This window comes from Pseudomonas sp. JAI120 (genome assembly GCF_014207255.1).
Classification (GTDB): Bacteria; Pseudomonadota; Gammaproteobacteria; order Pseudomonadales; family Pseudomonadaceae; genus Aquipseudomonas.
Window position 1 is genome coordinate 19,652 of sequence record NZ_JACHCZ010000002.1, and the last position, 20,327, is coordinate 39,978.

The following is a 20,327-nucleotide window of genomic DNA, read 5'->3' on the forward strand; positions in this document are numbered from 1 at the left end:
GATGCTTTGGAAAAAAATAGGCCAGATATTCGATGCTCGAACCCAGCTTCCTGAGTGGGCAGAGAACTCAGCACTTACACCAACACCTTTTTTATTGAACCCGGATGTCATCAGAATTTATGCCGGATTTCGAGACAAGGTCGGCGTCAGCCGCATAGGTTATGTAGATGTGTCATCACAAAACCCACGCAAGGTGCTGGGAGTGAGCAAAGAGCCCGTATTGACTGAGGGTGGCCCCGGATGTTTCGACGATAACGGCGTCATCATGGGTGACGTTGTGCGCGATGGCGATACGATAAGAATGTACTACGTTGGGTTCCAGATCGTCCAAAAAGCCAAGTTCCTTGCTTTCACTGGGCTGGCAACCAGTCAGGACGGACTTAGGTTCGATCGGGTTTCTGAAGCCCCCGTACTTGATCGCGTGCACCGAGGCCGTACGATCCGCGCAATACATACTGCGATCCATGACGAGGGGCGCTGGAAAGTTTGGTACGCATTGGGAGATGGCTGGTGTGATATAAACGGTGTTCAATATCCTCGTTATAACATCTGGTACACAGAGTCGCCTGACGGCATTTCCTTTCAGGGCCCCCATCATCTTTGCATCGACAATGAAGGTGATGAATATAGAATCGGCAGACCCTCCGTTTACAAGTTAAACGGCGGCTATATGATGTTTTATACAAAAGGCGGAATTACCGGTACGGATTATTTTCCAGGCGTTGCCTACTCCGAAGACGGTATCAACTGGACGCGCAAGGACGCCGAATTAGGCATGTCACTATCCGAACACGCGGGCTTTGACGACCAGCACCTGTGCTATCCGCGCCTGTGTGTCACGGCGGATAAAGTATATGCTTTTTACAATGGCAACCATATGGGCGTTGAAGGTATTGGCCTAATGGAGCTGGTTCAATGGTGATCTGCGAGCTTTATCAACAAGACGCCGAAAGCCAATGGAATGAGTTTGTCAGAACGAGCAAGACACCGCTGTTTATCTTCGAACGCCCGTTCATGGATTACCACGCCGATCGTTTTAACGACTTCTCACTTCTGTTTAAACAGGAAGATCAACTTCTTGCCGTGTTGCCCGCCAACATCGTGGACAACGTTGTGTACTCACATGGCGGTTTGACGTTCGGCGGGCTGATACTTTCGCACAAGGTCAAAGCCGAAAAGGTCATTGAGATACTGCAGACGCTCAAAATCTTCCTGAAAGAAAAGACTGTTAGCCGCCTTGAATACAAGTCGATTCCCTACATATTCACCACCCACCCGGCTCAAGAAGACCTGTATGCGCTGACTATCGCTGGCGCCACCTTGTTCCGCAGAGACATATCCAGCGTCATCGATATGGAGCGAGAGCCCAAGTTTTCAAAAGGCCGAAAATGGCTGATTGCAAGGGCGAAGAAGAACGGCCTATGTGTAGAGGAATCCACGGACTGGTCGGCCTATCACGCACTGCTTTCAAGCGTGCTATCGAGGCACAGCGCCACACCGACTCATTCGATCGATGAAATGGCTCTGCTCCACGAGCGCTTTCCTGAAAACATCCGTCTAAGGGTAGTGCGCAAGGAGGGAGAGTTGATATGTGGTGTGCTGCTATTTGCTTATGAGCAGGTCTTGCATACTCAATACATCGCGGCGAACAAAGTCGGTAAGGAATCCGGGGCACTCGATCTGACCCTGGCAAGCTGCATTGATGAAGCCAAGCGCTTGGACAAGGCGTATTTCAGCTTTGGCATATCGACGGAGCGTGGCGGACTTTACTTGAACACCGGGCTAATCGCACAAAAAGAGAGCTTCAGCGCCCGGGCTATCGTGCATGACTTTTACAGGCTGGAATTGAATGATTAAGTTTTTGGAGCTGAAGCAAGTCAACGATCAATACCAGGCAGACATCCTGGCAGCTGCCGAGCGCGTGATAAAGTCCGGCTGGTATATCAAGGGCGAAGAACTCGAACAGTTTGAACAGGCATTTGCCGCGTACTGTGGCACCCAGTACTGCATCGGTGTGGGCAATGGTCTGGACGCACTCACCCTTTCCCTGCGCGCATGGAAAGAGCAAGGTCGGATTAACGACGGCGATGAAGTCATCGTCCCAGCCAATACCTACATTGCGAGCATTCTGGCCATCATTGAAAGTGGATTGACGCCCGTTCTCGTGGAGCCACGCCTCGAAACCTACAATATCGATCCTCGACAAATTCAACAGAAGATCAGCGAAAAAACCAAGGTTTTGTTGCCTGTCCACCTGTACGGTAAATTGGCCGAGATGGACAAAATCAATGATATCGCCAAGGCTCATAATCTGCTGGTTCTCGAAGATGCTGCGCAGGCGCATGGCGCAGAGGCTTTAGGGAAGAAGGCCGGAGCCTTTGGAGATGCCGCAGGTTTTAGCTTCTATCCTGGAAAAAACCTGGGTGCGCTGGGCGACGGCGGCGGCATCACTACCAATGATGCTGAGTTTGCCGACATTGTTCGATCCTTGGGCAACTACGGTAGTGAGGCGAAATATCAACATCGTTATGCGGGGATTAATAGCCGACTGGACGAGCTGCAGGCCGCGATGCTCTCTGTCAAGCTCAAGCACCTCGATAATGAAAACGCTCGCCGGCGAGCGATTGCAGCGAACTACGTTGCTAACATCGATAATCGATTGATCACGCTGCCGCATCTCGCTGATGACAAAAGCCAGGCCTGGCACCTGTTCGTTATCCGATGCGACGACCGCACAGGGTTCATGTCCCACCTTTCCGATAACGGTGTGCAAGCACAAATCCACTACCCCACCGCTCCGCACAAACAAGTAGCGCTGCGCGGGATGACGACTGAAAGCTTCCCGATCACCGAGAGCATACACGACACAGTGGTGAGTTTGCCGTTGAATCCCACAATCAGTGATGATGAAGTTTCGCACGTCATAGAAGTGTGCAACGCCTACGTATCGTCATGAAGCTGATAAAAACAAGTCTATTGAGTGGTATAGCGTCGCTGGTAAAAATATTTACGCTGCTCGGCATAAATAAGGTGCTCGCGATCTATACCGGTCCGTCGGGCTACGCTCTCATAGGCCAACTTCAAAATGCGGTACAGATTTTCTCAACATTCGCAAGTGGCGCAGTCAGCACCGGCGTCACCAAATACACGGCGGAGTATGGACAGGATCCTTTAAAGCAAGAAAAGGTCTGGCGCACGGCTTTCAGCATTGCGCTATCGGGCAGTATCATCAGCGCGATATTTATTATTGTGTTTGATAAAGAGCTCGCAGAATTCTTTCTTGGGGACAGGTCCTACAGCAAACTTTTCATTGTGTTCGCCATCGGGCTGATGCCGATGGTGGTTAACACCCTGCTCCTGGCCATACTCAACGGCAAGAAGGAAATCAAGGGCTATGTGATCGCAAATATTCTGGGCAGCCTGTTCTCATTGCTCTTTACTGCGGTCCTGGCTTATTGCTTCGACTTTCTTGGAGCACTGATCGCTTTGGTGTCTTATCAGTCAATTGCCTGTTTGTTCACATTGGGCGTTTGCTTGAAAACCAGTTGGTTCAGACTCGGTATATTTGCCTTCGAGTTTGATCGCAGTGCGCTGAGGAAGCTCACCGGTTTTACATTTATGGCGCTGTGCTCTGCCATATGCGTTCCGTTGAGTTCCCTGTTTATCAGGACTTACCTGAATGAATCCTTGAGCGCCGAATCTGCAGGCTATTGGGAGGCGATGACTCGGCTAAGCGGCGCGTACATGATGGTGGTCACCATGACACTGAGCGTGTATTACCTGCCCAAGCTGTCGGAACTGACTTCAGCCAGCCAGATCAAACACGAAGTGATGTCCGGCTATAAAATAATTCTGCCTGCTGCCGCGCTGCTATCGCTGGGCGTTTTTGTTTTTCGCGATCTTATTATCTGGATATTGTTTACCAAGGAATTCGCACCCATGCGCCCGTTGTTTACGTGGCAACTGGTTGGCGACACCATGAAAATAGGCAGCTGGATTTTGTCCTACTTGATGGTTAGCCGAGCGATGATCAAAGAGTTCATCATCTCTGAAATCATTTTCTCCATAACGCTATGCCTACTGGTCGTGGCATTCTCCAACGCCTACGGTTTGATCGGGGCGTCAATGGGCTACTGCGTAAACTACATAGCCTACTGGATATTTTTGTATTTCTTCGTGTGGCGGAAAATTAATTGAGCCTTAAGTCAAGCGTAATGTCGCCCTCACCTGCACAACCACTCGTCAGCGTCGTGGTCATCGTTTACAACCAATCGAACTATATCAAAGAGTGCATTCAATCAATTTTATCGCAAGATTATACGAATATTGAAATCATCATCAGTGATGACGCTTCCAAAGATGGTACCGACGCACTCCTCCAGGAGATGCACGCAGCCAACCCTGAAAAAATAATACTCAACCTAGCGCCTGTTAACCACGGAATCACAGGTAATTGCAATGCGGGGCTGCGTCTTGCAAAAGGTAAATACGTCGCCATGTTTGCGGGCGATGATTTGATGCTGCCCGGGCGAATCACCCAACAGGTCGAGTTCCTGGAGCAGCATCCCGAGTTTTCTATCTGCGGATCCTATGTCCAAATTATTGACGGACAGGGACGTGCGGTAAAAATACAGAAAGATAAATTCAATAAACGCAACCCTGTTTACAAACTCGACGAATTGATCGCCTCCAATAACTCCCTGGTGCCCGTGCCGGGCTTTATGGTGAGAGCTGATCGAATTCCTGCCTCTGGTTACGACTATCGCTTGCCTAAAGCATCAGACAGCCTGTTCTACTACCATATCGCCAGCAAAGGCGATATTTACATATTAAAAACACCGCTGACGCAATACCGCGTGCATGAGAGCCATGCGTCAAATATGGGCTACCTGGATGACAGCCTAGTTTCACTGGCACTGTGCGAGTTTTATTTCCCCGGACTGTACAGTGCTATAAAAAAAGGCAAAAGCAACCTGTACTACTCATACGCCCGGCACCTGCACAAGGTGAAAAAGGATTATAGCGGCGCCCTGAAATATATTATCCGCTCGCTTCTGGGAGACTTGAGCTTCAAAAAATTACTGGCATTGGCGCTGATTATATGTCGGATTGATCGATGATTGAAATTTCAGAAACGCATCCCTCACTGCAAAAGCAAACCTATCTCTGGGCGATGGCAACCTGGATCGTCATTGCACTAAACCCCTTTTATATCTGGGGGTACACACCTCAGTTTCAAGCGTTGATCGCGGGTGTGTGCCTGGTACTTTTTTCCCTCAAGAAAAATATTGCGCTACGCGAATACTTTTTTGGCTTGCTTTTCTCGTTAATGGTTTTTCTGTTTTACTACTTTTATGGTGCGAGCATTTTAGGCTGTTTATATTTCATGGCCGGCTATTTGATTTTTTATTGCATACCCCAGAACGAAGTTTTGAGTATTTTCCGTAAATCAAAACGGCTGATTGCCATTCTCCTGCTTCCTGGTATATGCATCTGGTTTTTACATCACCTAAGCGGTGACAATAAATTATTCTTACTGGGTCCCCTGCCTGAGTACAAAATCCCCGATCAACTAAAAGCTCAAAATGGCGTAGGCTATTTTGTTTACCCTACTACCGTGGTTTTGGATTATATGCTGGACAATCCATTTTATCGGTTTTTTGGCTTTTTCGATGAGCCTGGAGCGCTGGGTACCTTCGCCGCCCTGCTGCTGGCGGCAGACAGGTTCAATCTGAAGTCACGCAGCAACCTCATCATATTTATTTCCGGGATTCTAAGTTTGTCCATGGCCTTTTTCATATTAAGCCTGGCTTACTTTGCCATCAAAGCCGTGCGTGGTAACAAACGCAACATAGTGCTGTTGAGCGTCATGGTGGCACTCGTCATGCTGTCTGCACAAAATGATTATTTGAAGACCGTGATGTATGACCGCTTCGCCTATAAGTCGGAGGGGCTGGCAGGAGACAATCGCAATACCGATGGCTTCAACAAGCTATTTGCTGAGTGGCAATCGTCCGACACACGCTCACTCATATTCGGCAGCGAGAAAGAAGACGACAGTGGCTCCGCCAGCTTCAAAAAAATCATCTTTCACTCGGGCATTCTGGGCACAGCATTCTTCGTACTGACGCTATTGGGCTTTGCGCTGAGGCATAGGGTGCTCTCGAACATGAATGGCATGGCTTTTTCGCTGCTATTGATATTGTCTATTGTTCAGCGCCCCCTGGTTATCGCACCCGCTTTCCTGCTTCTGATTGCGGCTGCGGGCTGTAGGGAAATGTCACTTAACAAGTCCCCACTATAGTCAGGAACAGGCCGGCCAATGACCGGCCTGCTTGATTGGGTTATTTGATTTCCAATCTTTCGCGATTTTTCTCCATCAGCGCCTTGCCTATTCCCTTCACCTCGAGCAGTTCATCTACAGCCGTAAAAGGCCCATTGCTTTCTCGATAAGCCACAATCGCTTTGGCTTTAGCCGCACCAATACCGAATAGGTTTTGTCGCAACGTTTGTGCATCGGCAGCGTTGAGATTGACCTTGGCATTTTGCGCAGCAATGTCTATCTGAGCAGAGGACTGGATTGGTGAATCAACATTGAGGGAGGGTGCAGGAGCAGCCGTGCCCGCGAGTGAGAAACTGCTAAGCACGGTAAAGACGAGGGCGCAAAGGTATGCGTTTTGCATTGGTAACACTCCATGGCATCTAGAAGAGAAAGCAGCTTTCCGAAGCTGCTTTTTCAAACTAGAAGATCTTTGGAGAACGTCAAAAATGGCTGAGTAACGAGGTATTTCTCAGAGTTCAAGGCGGCGTTGCTGATAGATCCAATCGACAATCTCACCTTCCGGAGAATAGCCGCTTACGGTGTCCCTCAGGAGCTGGCGTACGCGCGTGTAATCATGCTGATCCACGGCGGCAAGCAGTTGCTTCAACATGCCCTTGAGCAGATCCCAGGAAAGATGATCTTCGTTGGCGCTCATGATCATCGGGTGCTGGGTGGCAACGACGTTGTCACCGATCAGTAACTCCTCGTAAAGCTTTTCACCAGGACGCAATCCGGTGTACTCAATCGCGATGTCACCAAGGGGATTTTTTTCGGAGCGAACACTGAGACCGGAGAGATGGATCATCTTTTCCGCCAGTTCGGTAATTTTTACCGGCCCCCCCATGTCGAGTACGAAAACATCTCCGCCAAGCCCCATGGAGCCAGCCTGGATCACCAGTTGGGCTGCCTCGGGAATAGTCATGAAATAGCGCGTGATCTTCGGGTGAGTGACCGTCAGTGGTCCGCCGGATTTGATCTGCTTGTGAAACAACGGAATCACCGATCCCGACGATCCCAGAACATTACCAAAGCGAACCATGGTGAACCGGGTCTTATTGACGCGCGATACATTTGCAATGTCACCAAACAACACCGGCGCCAGCTCACGACTGAGGGCCTGCAGTGTCATCTCGGCCAAGCGTTTAGTACTGCCCATCACGTTAGTCGGGCGAACCGCCTTATCGGTGGAAATCAGTACGAAGTTCAATACGCCGGCCTGCAGAGCAGCCTGGGCAGTGTTCAAGGTACCGATCACATTGTTAAGTACGCCTTCGGCAATATTATGCTCGACCATCGGTACGTGCTTATAGGCCGCTGCGTGATAAACCGTGTCCACGTGCCAGGTTTTCATGATGTCGAGCAACTTCGCCTCATTGCGTATCGACCCGAGTATAGGCAGTACACGAACCGGCAATGACTCCCGGACGATCCGTTGTTCGAGTTCCGACAAAATACTGTAAAGGTTGAACTCACTGTGCTCGAACAATAACAAGGTGGTGGGATGCAGTGACAAGATCTGTCGGCAGAGTTCGGAACCGATCGAGCCGCCCGCCCCGGTGACCAGTACGGACTGCCCCTTGATGCAGTGTTCCAGCAGCTCCTCCTGGGCCGGCACGGCGTCGCGCCCCAGCAGGTCGGCGATATCCACTTCCTGAATGTCGTCAACCTTTACACGGCCGCTTGCAAGATCCATAAAGCCGGGGACGCTGCGCACATGCAGTGGGAAACCTTCAAGAAAGCCGAGAATTTCACGGCGCCTGCCACGGTTGGAAGATGGAATTGCCAGCAGGATTTCCTGCGCCCCCGTCGCGTCGATCATGCGTTGAATGTGCTGGGGTTTATACACTTGCAGCCCGGAGATGACACGATCAGAGATGCTGTTATCGTCGTCGATAAAGGCGACAGGACGCATGACTCGGCCCATGCGCAACGCAGCCACCAATTGGTTGCCCGCAGCGCCTGCACCGTAGATCGCGACCCGCGGCAAGCCGTCGTCACGGCTGGTGAACGGCACATGCTGAGCCGCAGCGAACCAGTCGCCCAGAAAGTATTGCCGCATGGCCAGACGCAGTCCGCCGACCATGATCAGGCTAAGCCACCAATAATTGAAGATGATGGAACGTGGCACTACGTTCTGATGGTTGCTGTACCAGTAGACCACCACACCCAGAATCAAAGAGGAGAGACTGACTGCCTTGATAATCGCAATCAGGGCGTCGTTGCCGAAGTACCGCATGACGGCGCGATACATGCCAAAACGCACGAACAGTGGAATAGCGACAACCGGAGCGCAGAGGAACAACCATTGGTGCAGGGCCGCCGGGTTTATCATGTCGTCCACCCCGAGGCGCACGACAAACGCCATCCACAGGGCGAACCAGACCAGCAGGATATCTGTGATGACCTGCAGAATGCGTTTGCGCCTGCGAGGAAGCGCCAGCAGGTAAGATCGAACTTTACTCATAACCCTTTATACACCTCTAACGCTCCTGACCTGCTCTGCATGACCAGCATTGAACACTTGAATGGCCTTATTGCTCCGCACGCGAATTACACCGGAGGTGAGATGGTTTTTTCCAACTGGCCTGCACGGAATTTGATAGCTAGCAGCACCAGCGGTATATAGGCGACAGCCAGAGCCACCAAACCATTGAGACCCAATAAAGCCACAGAAAGCGCGATAGGTATCAACCACAATAAATTAATCGCGAGCACTGCCAGGGTGACAGGCAAATGTCGCCCAGCTTGGCGTGAAGCGAATTGATAGGCATGACTGCGATGGGCTTCATAAACCTTGTCGCCGCGCAGCAGACGCCTGATAAGCGTGAAGGTGGCGTCTACAACGAATACACCAAGCAGTATCAGCCACACCCATAAAAAAGCCACATCCTGCCAGGCAGCCTGCAGCGCGAATATCCCCAGGATGATGCCGAGAAAGCCACTGCCAGCGTCGCCCATGAAAATACGCGCCGGCGGAAAGTTCCAGTAAAGGAAGCCCAGGACTGCCATGCTCAACAATAATGGAGCCCAGATGAGCGCTTGATTACCCGTCGACGCGTAGATCAGGCAGGCACCAAGGCAGACGCACAGCGTCTCGATACTGGCGAGCCCGTCAATGCCATCCATGAAATTGTACAGGTTGAGCAACCACACCAGATAAAACGCAGCGAGTATGTGGCCCAACCACCCAAGGTCAACCACCATGCCAGGCAAGCTGATCGGAGGGAGTCCGCCCAGCCAGAAAAGTGCCCAGATAGACGCGCCGAAATGGCCAAGCAAACGCCATCTTGCTGCGATATGCCCGTGATCATCAAGAAAACCAAGGATCGCAATGGCCGCGCCCGCCCCCATCAAGGCCCATGTAACCGAGCGTGAAATCTCGTCTCCCATATACAGGATCGGCAGCGCGATCAAAAAGCTCAACACGATCGCCACACCGCCCCCGCGAGGCGTGGGAATGGAGTGGGAGCTACGAGCATTGGGTATATCGATCATGCTGTTTGCCAACGCATAGCGTCGCAGGATCCAAGTAAGCAGAAGTGCGAGGGCTCCCGCAGCGGGCGCAAGCCACAATAAGTGAATCATCCACAGCTCCAATTGGCAGTCCGGGGAACGGACCATCCTTCTAAATCAGACTTCCTTGAAACTTGCCGCCGTCTTTTTCAGTGCTTCGGAAACCGACGTTGGCGGCACCCATCCCAGCAGATCACGTGCCTTTGTAATATCGACTTGTAAAGACCCGCAAAGTCGCTGGCCGATCGACTTGCGCCCAATCAATGCGGCCCCCCATTCCAGCAGCATGGCTGGCACCGGCAGCAGTCGTGCCGGTTTACCCAGCGCGGCTCCCATGCATCTGAGCAACTCGGTGGTCGAGAGGTCTTCTCCATCACTGGCCAGAAACGTCTGGCCAGCCGCTGCAGGATGCGTCATGCAGGTCACGATAAGGTCCACTAGGTTATCCAGTGCGACGAGGCTGCGCTTGTTGCCAATGGCACCCAGAGGCAGTACGACACCTTTGTTCAGCCAACTCATCATGCTGCGAAAATTGGCCTTGACACCTGGTCCATAAACGAGGACCGGACGAATGACGACGACTTCCATGCCCGTGCTCTGCGCCAGCAACCGAAGTTGCTGCTCGGCTTCCATCTTGGAAACACCGTAAGGATCGCCTGGAGACGGAACATCGTCTGCGGTGTAAGGCTGTCCTAGACGCGTGCGCTCGCCATTGACCTTTATCGAGCTGATGAACACAAAGCGTTTCACACCCGCTTGCGCGGCTTGCTCAGCCAGCTTCAAGGTACCCGCAACGTTGATCTTTCGATATTCGGTCAACGGGTCGCTGGAAGCATCGGACATTACGTGAACGCGTGCAGCGCAGTGCACCAGAATGTCAACGCCGGAAAGAGGAAGCGGTTCGCCAGCCAAATAATTCATACCGGCTTTCACCGGGTAGACCGTTGCCGACAATGCGACACCATCGCGACGAACCAGAGCCATCACCGTGCAACCTGCCATCGAGGCCAATCGCTCTACCACTGCAGAACCTACGAAACCGCTGGCACCAGTGACGAAGTATGTGGGTTGATGATTCAAGCCGTGCGCTCCAACTGACGATAGACCTCAAGATGTTGTTCCACAATTTTTTCGATCGCAAACGACTGTACCGCCAGTTCTCGACCTGCAACGCCCATCTGACGCCGCAGCGCCGGATCTTCAATGAGCAGTTGCAATTGATCGGCCAACGCGTTTGCATCCCGTACCGGCACCAAAAGCCCCGTGACGCCTGCGTCAATTGCGTCACGGCAGCCGGGAACATCGGTGGTAACCACAGCTCGGCCACAGGCGGCGGCTTCGACCAGCACCTTCGGCAACCCTTCACGGTAGGAGGGCAAGGTTACTATATTGGCGTCTGAAAACAGTTGCGCAATATCGTCGCGATATCCCAGCAACTCGACAATACCTTCCTGGCGCCACGTATCCAGTTCAGCCTTGGTTACTGTGGCAGGGTTACCAGGGTCGACACCGCCAATCAATTGAAAGCGGGCTTGTACACCGCGCTTGGTCAATACCCTTGCGGCCTCAACATACTCCACCACGCCTTTGTCGCGCAAAAGCCGCGCAGCGAGACAGACTACAGGTAACCCCTGCGGCTCTGGAACGGGCGCATAAAGCGCCAGATCAACACCCGAACCACGAATCATTACAACCTTGGCTTCGGTAAGCCCGCCCATCGCCAGCAACAGGTCTCGGTCGTCAGGGTTCTGAAAAATCGAGCGCAGGTTACCCTTACCCAACGCTAGGCGATAAAAGGCACTGACCAGACGCCGAATCAGCACGGCCTTGATACCCTTGGAAAGAAATACGAAGCCCAACCCGGAGATGGCCGTGACGACGCCTTTAACCGGAGCGAAGCGCGCAGCAACGCCGCCATAAAGGACCGGTTTGATGGTAACCAAGTGAAGCACGTCAGGCTTCAGGCGCCATAACAACTTCCAGATGGTGAACATCAGCCCCAGTTCAGCCAACGGATTGCGGCCACTGCGCGACAGTGGCACAGGATGAAACTCAAAACCCTGCGCCGTGATTGCAGCAACCGCAGCCCCTGGCATGCAGGCGACATGAACTTTGTAGCCAGCCGCCTGTGCGCCTTTGGCAACAGGCAGACGATGGGACAGAAAGAATCCCGGATCATTGACTATAAACAACAACGTCTTACTCATCACTGCTCATCCAACCATGCCTGGAACATAAGAATGGTCCACAGATGAGGCTGCCAGTTGCCTCGTCCCTGGAGATGCTCGCTCCACATTTTTCTAATGGGCTCTGGCAGAAAGTAACCATCCCGGATCAGACGAGCTTCATCAAGGAGGGATTCGGCCCATTCGCGCAACGAACCGCGCAACCATTCACCGAGCGGGATACTGAATCCTTGCTTGGGACGCTCGATCAGCTCTTTCGGGACGTGGCGATAAAGCACCTGACGCAACAGCCATTTACCCTGGCCATTACGGAGTTTCAGATCAAGCGGCATACGCCACGCCAGCTCGACTACTCGGTGATCGAGCATGGGAACACGCCCTTCAATACTCGCCGCCATGGAGGCCCGATCCAGCTTGACCATGATGTCATCCGACAAATAGGTCTGAGCATCCATCGCCATCATCCAGTGCTCGAAAGAATCGGTCTTCGGCCAGCGCGACGCGTCGGTAAACATTGTCGGGGGTTCTTCACCGCCGATGACAACGCTCGCCGGATCGCTCCAATGGCTGTTCAGTTGGAGGTAGAATTCATGTCCGTCCGCCAGCGTCAACACGTTGGCCAGTTTGTGTGCCTTGTCCCCAGGCCCGCTCACATGAAACCTGCTGGGAAGCAGCGGCTTTGCTAGGTTGAAAAGACTGTCCCACGTGGTGGGAGATACCGATCGTAAAAGGCCCGCGCTGGCCTGTCGCGCGAACGACGGCACATGCTGCATCTTCGACCATATATTTTTTGCGCTCAGGTACCGGTTGTAGCCACTGAACAATTCGTCACCGCCATCCCCACTGAGTACGACCTTCAATTGTTGACTGGCCAGTTGACTGACAAGGAAGGTCGGAATCTGCGAACTATCGCTGAAAGGTTCGCAATACATGGAAGACAGACGCGGGATTACCGCTGCAGCGTCCTGGGGACGCACATAAAGTTCAGTGTGCTGGGTGCCCAGGTGTTTGGACACGGCCTTGGCGTGTACCGCCTCGTCGAACCCTCCTTCATCGAAGCCGATGGTGAACGTGCGAACCGGCTGGGTACTCTGGGTTTGCATCAGGGCCACAACCGTGCTGCTGTCCACGCCCCCGCTGAGGAAAGCGCCCACCGGTACATCGGCCAACATTTGCTGACCAATACTCGACCGCAATTGAGCCTCGAGCAGATCAGTCGCCGCCTCGGGGCTGCCGGTGAACAGATCAGCAAGACCTTTGGCCACCGCATCATTAAGGCGCCAATATGGCCGGGGTATAGCAGCTTTCGCAGCAGAGAGATCAGTCAGAGGCAGGACAATATAATGACCGCTCTGAAGCTTGGCGATGCCCTTGTAAATGCTGTACGGCGCAGGGATGCAATTGTGGCGAAGCAACAGTGTCAACGCATTGCGATCAATTTCCGCGCGAAACTCCGGAAATGCCTTGATGGCTTTGAGCTCCGAGCCGAAGAGCAAGATGTCATCCTGCCAGCCATAATAAAGCGGCTTCTCGCCTATACGATCACGGCCCAGCGTCAAGACCCGCTCTTGCCGGTCCCACAGCGCAAACGCGAACATCCCCACAGATGCTTTCAAGGTCTTTTCAACACCCCAGCTCGCAAGTCCGACCAGAAGCACTTCGGTGTCCGAATGGCCTTTCAGCCCCATCGAGATAAGACCATCGTCGTGCAACGCTTGCCTTAGTTCGCCATGGTTATAGATCTCGCCATTGAAGACTATGACAAATCGTCCGCAGCTGGAACGCATCGGTTGATGTCCAGCTTCAGATAGATCAATAATTGCTAGACGCCGATGTCCCAAAGCGATTCCCGCATTCTCGTCAACCCACACACCGGAGTCGTCCGGGCCTCGATGAATGAGCGACGTGTTCATCAACCGAACAACAGCCTCGAGTTCGGTGTTACCCGAGGCGAAAATACCGCTCAAACCACACATCACTATGCATCCTGATTCGAAAGAAAGCGATGATATAGAGCTTTGTATTGATATTCGGTACATTTCATTGTGAAATTTTCTGCGATGCGTTTATAAACGCTCTGCCCCAATGCAGCGCGCTCAGACGCTGTTGCGGAAAGTACCGAGACGAATGCTTCGGATAGCCGCAGGGTATCCTGTGCCGGCACTACCAAGCCCAATCCGCCCAACAGGAATGCTGCATCGCCCACATCCGTGGTGACACAAGGCAATGCCATGCTCATGGCTTCGCCTAGAACGTTTGGGAAGCCTTCGGTTAATGAATGCAGGCAAAAAACATCCATTGCTTTGAAACAGGCAGCAACGTCCTTGCGCTCACCAAGCAGAACAAACCGATCAGCATGCCCGGAGGAAGCAATGTCAGCCATCAGCGCGGCATTATTCTTATCAACATCGCGCCCTACCATCAGAAACCTGACGTTCGCAAACCGGCCAGCGACCATGCCTGCGGCTTTGATAAAATTGGCGTGATCCTTGACCGGGTTAAAACGACCGAGACTGCCGATCACCAGCTCATCACGCCCAATGCCATGAGCCTCACGAATAGCATCACGCTCCGAAGGTTTGGCTACCAATCGCGCAAGATCAAAGCCATTAGGTATGACCGTCATGCGCTCAGGAGCATAACCGACTTCAACATGGGTTTTTCGCGATGCTTGCGCAGCGCAGACAATCACATCCGGGATGGATCCGGAAAGCCATGCACACAGCTTTCGAATGATAATCGTGGCCTTGCTGCCGCCACTGCTTACATCCGTCGTCCTGATGCCCCATATGACACGCTTCACCCCGACCAAACGCGCTGCTATGCCTCCAACGAGATCGGAATGGTACATCCAAGTCTGCACGATATCGGGCTTTTGCCGACGAAGATCGCTGACCAACTTGATAATAACGCCCAGCAAGTCCCACTTTCCGCGCATATGCAGGGTTTCGACGGCGATACCGCTGGCTCGAAGCCGCTCCCCCACTTCACCCAGATCGGTCAGGGAGATCACGCGATGCTCATCCTCACCACGCGCCTTGAATGACTCACACAGGCGCAGCAGCATCAACTCCGCGCCACCAATATGCAGACCAACGATGACATGGGCTACTTTCAAGGTCCCTGTTCCTCCAGCCAAGCTTGAAACATCAATACACCCCACAGCTTGCTCGAATGGTCGGCTCGACCGCTCAGATGCTGCTCCCACACCTTTCGGATCACCGTTGGATGAAAAAAACCCTCTTGCTGTAGACGTTTTTCATTCAGCAGTATTTCAGACCACTCTCTGAGAGGACCGCGCAGCCAGGCCGCAATCGGAATGGAAAAACCTTTTTTTGGTCGTTCTATCAACTCGCGTGGAACATGGCGGTATAGAACCTCTTTCAACGCCCACTTACCAACCCCTCCACGAATTTTCATATCCAGAGGTATACGCCACGCCAACTCGACAACGCGATGATCGAGCAGCGGGACGCGCGTCTCCAGACTGTTGGCCATGGCAGCTCGATCTACTTTTACAAGGATATCGTCGACCATGTAGGTCTGAGCATCCATTGCCATCATCCACTCTTCGAATCGCGTCCCAGCCGGCCACTTTTCTGGCGTTTCGAGCAATGTCGGACCTTCGTTGCCACTGATTACCGCGTTCGAGGGCGTTTTCCAATGGCTGACAAGCTGGCGATAGAAATCCTCGCGATTACGACACCCAAGAATATCAATCAGCTTTTCAGCCCTCCCTTTAAGCTGTAGCTTTTTCAACGAACTTGCTGCCACTTGCCGCATCCCGCCTGGCACCTTGCTGACCTTGCGCCATAAGCGCGGCGCAAACTGATAAGGGTTATACCCGCCAAACAGCTCATCACCAGCGTCACCGCTCAACGTAACGGTGACATGCTCACGCGCCATTTGGCTGACCAGATAGGTAGGTATTTGCGAACTGTCGGCAAACGGCTCGCAATAGATGCGCGGCAGGTCAGGAATAATATTCAGCGCATCCTTCGCCTGGATATAAATCTCGCTGTGTTCGGTATGCAGATGGCGAGAAACTGCGAGCGCATGCTCCGCTTCGTTAAAACCATCTTCGCTGAAACCAATCGTGAAGGTCTTCACCGGGCGCGGACTTTGCTTCTGCATGAGTGCGACAATTAAGCTGCTATCGACGCCGCCGCTCAAGAAAGCGCCTAATGGAACATCGGCGAGCATTTGCATACCAATACTCTGGTCAAGCTGGGTTTCGAGCGTGTCCACGACAGTCTTGCTATCGGATTGCAGTGGATTATCGAGACCAGCTTCCACGGCAGCATTGAAAGACCAGAATGGAATCAAATCGACGGATGCTCGCTTTTGTCCAAGCGAGATTGCTACGTAATGTCCAGGCGGGAGCTTTTCAATACCCTGATAAATACTGTAAGGCGCCGGCACATAATTGTGCCGCAGGTACAGCGCCAAGGCGTCGCGATCAATATTGGCGGAAAAGGCCGGGTGTACCTTGAGCGCCTTGAGTTCCGATCCGAACAGCAGAACATCGTTATGCCAGCCCCAATAGAGCGGTTTCTCTCCCAATCGATCACGGGCCAGTATCAACTGGCGCTCCTGCGTGTCCCATAACGCAATGGCAAACATCCCTACCGTCGCCTGAAGGGTCTTCTCCACGCCCCATCGCTCGAAGCAGGCCAGTAAGGTCTCTGTATCCGAGTGACCACGCCAGGTTTCGACGTGCTCGGTGGTCAGGAGGGTGCGCAATGAGAGGTGGTTATAAATTTCGCCATTGAACGCCATGGCGTAGCGCCCACTAGAAGAATGCATAGGCTGATGGCCGGCGGCTGAACGATCAACAACTGCAAGCCGACGGTGCGACAGGCCTATTCCAAGTGATGCATCAGACCAAGTTCCAGCATCATCGGGGCCGCGGCTGTAGATCGCGTTGCCCATCGCTGCCAGGATGGCATTTGCGCCATCACCCATAGGGGCTGCTGCGAAGAAACCAGAAAACCCACACATGCCTCAATTCCCCTGAACGTATTTAATCGCGATCCTAGCTTACGAGATATCCCAAGCAGCCTCGGGATGTGACCAGCATCATATACCGTGAACAACTAAAGCAGAGGTTGACCTATCTTTAACAAAACAAAAAACCTTAGAAGCTTCATTGGAAATAAATAGCCGTACAACACTCATCGACCCGGCATTTTCGGCGAGCAGCCTCCAGAACTGCGCAACACAACGAAAGCACCTAGCGCCCATAATTTGAGCGCTTGAGACATTCACAGAACAATACAAACACCCATTACTTCAGAAATGTCGAATACCAGCCCATTGCTTTCGCAATACCCTGCTGAATATCAAATTTCGGCTCATAGCCCAACAGCGCTTTTATCTTACCGATATCTGCCTGAGAATGCCGAACATCTCCAGCACGAAAATCACGATACACTGGCGACTTTTCATAACTGATCCCGTGCTGCGACAACGACTGGCGCAGGGCAGAAAATAGCATGTTAAGGTCGGTACGCCCGCTGACAGCAACGTTGTAAACTTGATTTCGAGCGGCAGGCTCAGTCACGGTAGCGGCCAGCAGATTGGCTTGAACTGTGTTTTCGATAAAGCAGAAATCCCTGCTGGTTTCACCATCTCCATTAATAAAAACCTCTTGGTTTTTAATCATCGAAGCGGCCCATTTAGGGATCACCGCAGCATAGGCACCATCCGGATCCTGACGCTTACCAAACACATTGAAGTAACGCAGGCCGATGCTTTCAAAACCATAACACCTAGCGAATACTTCAGCGTAGAGCTCGTTGACATACTTGGTAACTGCGTACGGGGAGAGTGGATTGCCAATAACGTCTTCCACTTTCGGCAAACCCGGGTGATCTCCATAAGTAGAACTACTGGCAGCGTAAGTAAAGCTTTTTACTTGCGCGTCCCTGGCCGCCACTAGTATATTGAGAAAACCATCAATATTGGTGGCATTCGTAGCGACTGGGTCATTCAGAGAACGTGGTACCGATCCAAGCGCCGCTTGGTGCAATACGTAATCAACCCCTCCACATGCGCGCTGACAGTCATCCAATAACTTGATATCACCTTCGATAAAGCTAAAACGAGCCCACTGCTGCGCAGTGACGGTACCCTTAACCTCATCAAGGTTGCGCTGATAACCCGTCGCAAAATTGTCAAGGCCGACGACAACTTGATTCAGACCAAGCAGAGTCTCCAATAGATTGGAGCCAATAAATCCGGCTACTCCAGTGATCAACCACGTTTTAGGTGAAGTCTTGAGTGTTTCCACGAGCGTTTCATAGCGGGACATAAATTGGCTCTTCGTTTATTGAAAAATAGAACGCATAAATCAAATCACAAACGAATATCAGACTCTTCACGACTCAGCAGATATTTTAGATCGTAAAGAACATGCGCAGACTTACCAAACTTCCGAATTTTTTCAGCGCCCAGACCTTTGAATTCATTATGCGCAACAGCGAGCACAATACCGTCGTAAACATCAGTACCGGGATCAGTAATAGGGATTATGCCATATTCATGATTGGCCTCTTCAGGACTGACCCATGGATCATAAATATCCACTGCAATATTGTACTCTTTCAGTTCATTGACAATATCCACGATTCGCGTGTTACGCAGGTCCGGGCAATTCTCCTTGAACGCCAGACCCATGATCAGTACACGAGCGCCATCGACATGAATACGGCGCTTAACCATTGTTTTTACCAACTGGGAGACCACATATGCGCCCATTCCGTCATTGAGACGGCGACCCGCGAGAATGATTTCGGGGTGATAGCCGATCGACTGAGCCTTGTGAGTCAGGTAGTAAGGGTCGACGCCGATGCAGTGCCCGCCCACCAAGCCCGGCCGAAATGGCAGGAAATTCCATTTCGTGCCCGCAGCTTGGAGCACTGACTCCGTATCAATACCCATTTTATTAAAAATAATGGCCAGCTCATTGATCAGAGCGATGTTTAAGTCGCGCTGGGTATTCTCAATAACTTTCGCCGCTTCGGCAACTTTAATACTGCTTGCCTTGTGCGTGCCCGCAATAATGATCTGATTGTAAAGAGCATCTACCAGATCAGCGATCTCAGGCGTGGATCCGGACGTCACTTTCTTGATGGTAGTGACACGATGTTCCTTGTCTCCTGGATTAATACGCTCAGGGCTATATCCGGCAAAAAAATCGACGTTGAATTTTAATCCGGAAAATTTCTCAAGGACAGGCACGCAGTCTTCTTCAGTTGCACCGGGATAAACCGTCGACTCATAAATAACCAGGTCGCCTTTCTTCAGCACCTTACCTATACTTTCTGATGCTTTGATCAGTGGAGTAAGGTCTGGCTGGTTGTACTCATCAATCGGCGTAGGCACTGTCACGACGAACGTATTGCAACTGGACAATTCGTCCAGGTTAAAACTAAAGCTGAGCTTGCCGGCCTGCTTTAACTCCTCATCGCTCACTTCCAAAGTGGAGTCGTGCCCGGCTCTCAAGGCTTGGATACGCAGCTGGTTGATGTCAAACCCAACCACTGTCCGATGCTTGCCAAACTCCACCGCCAGGGGCAAGCCAACATATCCAAGACCTATGATGGCGAGCTTAATATCTTCCAGTTTTTGCATAATTAAAAAAAGCCTAATGATAAAATAAAATTTCACTGAACCAGCTTCAGCGCTAAATACTTCAATATTCTAGCGAGTCAAATCCTCTGACAGCATACCCAACACGCTGAACTCACCTACGCAAGAAATTTTCAGCTGCTTGCACACGCGCTTTCTTCGTCAACTGAGCATCAACGGCAACATTTTGGTCGCCACCAACAATATCATTCCCCCCCCTAAGCCGGAAAGCTCGCCACGTTCAGCCGGTCAAGTGTCAACGACCTACAAAAAACAGGCAGGCCAGCCCCCTCAGCATGGAAGCGCTCGGTAAGCATACTACGAGATGCGTCAGCAAATAAGCGTCAGCACCAGATAAACCGCAACTTGTGAACCAGCCAAAGCAAGATCTGCCATCAGCGTCTGAAGCAGCACGCGTGGTACCCTCATGCCAATTTACAGCTCGGTTTTTGCTACCTTGGCGAATACAGCAGACTGGAAGTGATGACCTAACCACTGCGGCGTTGCGCCTATTAGCAGTCGAGTGCGTACCAAGGCGATCAAACATCGAAGCGTTCTGCCAACAATTCAAACTCGATTCCTTCGCTGCAGACTGGCCCACCCTAGCATAGCGAGTCGCGGAGAAAGAAACGAGTTATGCCGACTGCGTGGAACAATGCAACCGCTCCATGAAC

General features: G+C 52.0%; 16 protein-coding genes. 6 read left to right on the plus strand and 10 right to left on the minus strand.

The annotated features are described in order from the left end of the window. Position 1: 1 nt before the first annotated feature. Genes HDC32_RS11975 through HDC32_RS12000 form a run of 6 tightly spaced genes read left to right on the plus strand, consistent with a single transcriptional unit; the run spans position 2 to position 6,304 of the window. On the plus strand, positions 2–922 hold the full coding sequence (locus tag HDC32_RS11975; protein WP_145334754.1) for a hypothetical protein: 921 nt from the start codon (positions 2–4) through the stop codon (positions 920–922). Beyond that, positions 916–1,857 (plus strand): GNAT family N-acetyltransferase, encoded by a 942-nt coding sequence (locus HDC32_RS11980; protein WP_145334757.1) that lies wholly within the window; start codon positions 916–918, stop codon positions 1,855–1,857. The genes HDC32_RS11975 and HDC32_RS11980 overlap by 7 nt, the downstream gene beginning before the upstream one ends. After that, positions 1,850–2,956, plus strand: a complete 1,107-nt coding sequence (locus HDC32_RS11985) for a DegT/DnrJ/EryC1/StrS aminotransferase family protein (protein ID WP_145334760.1) — start codon at positions 1,850–1,852, stop codon at positions 2,954–2,956. Before HDC32_RS11980 ends, HDC32_RS11985 begins: the two co-directional genes overlap by 8 nt. After that, positions 2,953–4,197, plus strand: a complete 1,245-nt coding sequence (locus HDC32_RS11990; protein ID WP_145334763.1) for an O-antigen translocase — start codon at positions 2,953–2,955, stop codon at positions 4,195–4,197. Before HDC32_RS11985 ends, HDC32_RS11990 begins: the two co-directional genes overlap by 4 nt. Next, positions 4,194–5,120: a glycosyltransferase gene (locus HDC32_RS11995; RefSeq protein WP_145334766.1), complete on the plus strand. Its 927-nt coding sequence runs from the start codon at positions 4,194–4,196 to the stop codon at positions 5,118–5,120. Before HDC32_RS11990 ends, HDC32_RS11995 begins: the two co-directional genes overlap by 4 nt. Next, entirely contained in the window at positions 5,117–6,304 is a 1,188-nt protein-coding gene (locus HDC32_RS12000) for a hypothetical protein (protein WP_145334769.1), read from the plus strand. The genes HDC32_RS11995 and HDC32_RS12000 overlap by 4 nt, the downstream gene beginning before the upstream one ends. A 40-nt stretch (positions 6,305–6,344) precedes the next feature. Here HDC32_RS12000 and HDC32_RS12005 read toward each other — a convergent pair whose 3' ends face one another. The 10 genes from HDC32_RS12005 to tviB form a co-directional block, all read right to left on the minus strand. Continuing rightward, positions 6,345–6,683 carry a ComEA family DNA-binding protein gene (locus HDC32_RS12005; RefSeq protein WP_145334772.1) on the minus strand — a complete coding sequence of 113 codons (339 nt, stop codon included), beginning with the start codon at positions 6,681–6,683 and terminating at the stop codon, positions 6,345–6,347. Between the two features lie 108 nt (positions 6,684–6,791). Continuing rightward, positions 6,792–8,786, minus strand: coding sequence for a nucleoside-diphosphate sugar epimerase/dehydratase (locus tag HDC32_RS12010; protein WP_145334775.1), 1,995 nt, complete (start codon positions 8,784–8,786; stop codon positions 6,792–6,794). 86 nt (positions 8,787–8,872) lie between these two features. After that, positions 8,873–9,907: a glycosyltransferase family 4 protein gene (locus HDC32_RS12015; protein ID WP_145334778.1), complete on the minus strand. Its 1,035-nt coding sequence runs from the start codon at positions 9,905–9,907 to the stop codon at positions 8,873–8,875. 45 nt (positions 9,908–9,952) lie between these two features. Further along, the gene (locus tag HDC32_RS12020; RefSeq protein WP_145334781.1) at positions 9,953–10,915 is read right to left on the minus strand and encodes an SDR family oxidoreductase; all 963 of its coding nucleotides are present in this window, start codon (positions 10,913–10,915) and stop codon (positions 9,953–9,955) included. Beyond that, the gene (locus HDC32_RS12025; protein WP_145334784.1) at positions 10,912–12,042 is read right to left on the minus strand and encodes a glycosyltransferase family 4 protein; all 1,131 of its coding nucleotides are present in this window, start codon (positions 12,040–12,042) and stop codon (positions 10,912–10,914) included. The genes HDC32_RS12020 and HDC32_RS12025 overlap by 4 nt, the downstream gene beginning before the upstream one ends. Further along, complete coding sequence (asnB, locus tag HDC32_RS12030) at positions 12,042–13,997, minus strand: asparagine synthase (glutamine-hydrolyzing) (protein WP_145334786.1); 1,956 nt, start codon at positions 13,995–13,997, stop codon at positions 12,042–12,044. Before asnB (HDC32_RS12030) ends, HDC32_RS12025 begins: the two co-directional genes overlap by 1 nt. A gap of 2 nt (positions 13,998–13,999) precedes the next feature. Next, on the minus strand, positions 14,000–15,139 hold the full coding sequence (locus HDC32_RS12035) for a glycosyltransferase (RefSeq protein ID WP_184744199.1): 1,140 nt from the start codon (positions 15,137–15,139) through the stop codon (positions 14,000–14,002). Then, positions 15,136–17,022 carry an asparagine synthase (glutamine-hydrolyzing) gene (gene asnB, locus HDC32_RS12040; protein WP_184744201.1) on the minus strand — a complete coding sequence of 629 codons (1,887 nt, stop codon included), beginning with the start codon at positions 17,020–17,022 and terminating at the stop codon, positions 15,136–15,138. The genes HDC32_RS12035 and asnB (HDC32_RS12040) overlap by 4 nt, the downstream gene beginning before the upstream one ends. A gap of 286 nt (positions 17,023–17,308) precedes the next feature. Beyond that, positions 17,309–18,334, minus strand: a complete 1,026-nt coding sequence (locus HDC32_RS12045; RefSeq protein ID WP_145334792.1) for an NAD-dependent epimerase/dehydratase family protein — start codon at positions 18,332–18,334, stop codon at positions 17,309–17,311. A 44-nt stretch (positions 18,335–18,378) separates the two neighbouring features. Beyond that, the gene (gene tviB, locus HDC32_RS12050; protein WP_145334794.1) at positions 18,379–19,656 is read right to left on the minus strand and encodes a Vi polysaccharide biosynthesis UDP-N-acetylglucosamine C-6 dehydrogenase TviB; all 1,278 of its coding nucleotides are present in this window, start codon (positions 19,654–19,656) and stop codon (positions 18,379–18,381) included. Positions 19,657–20,327: the final 671 nt, after the last annotated feature.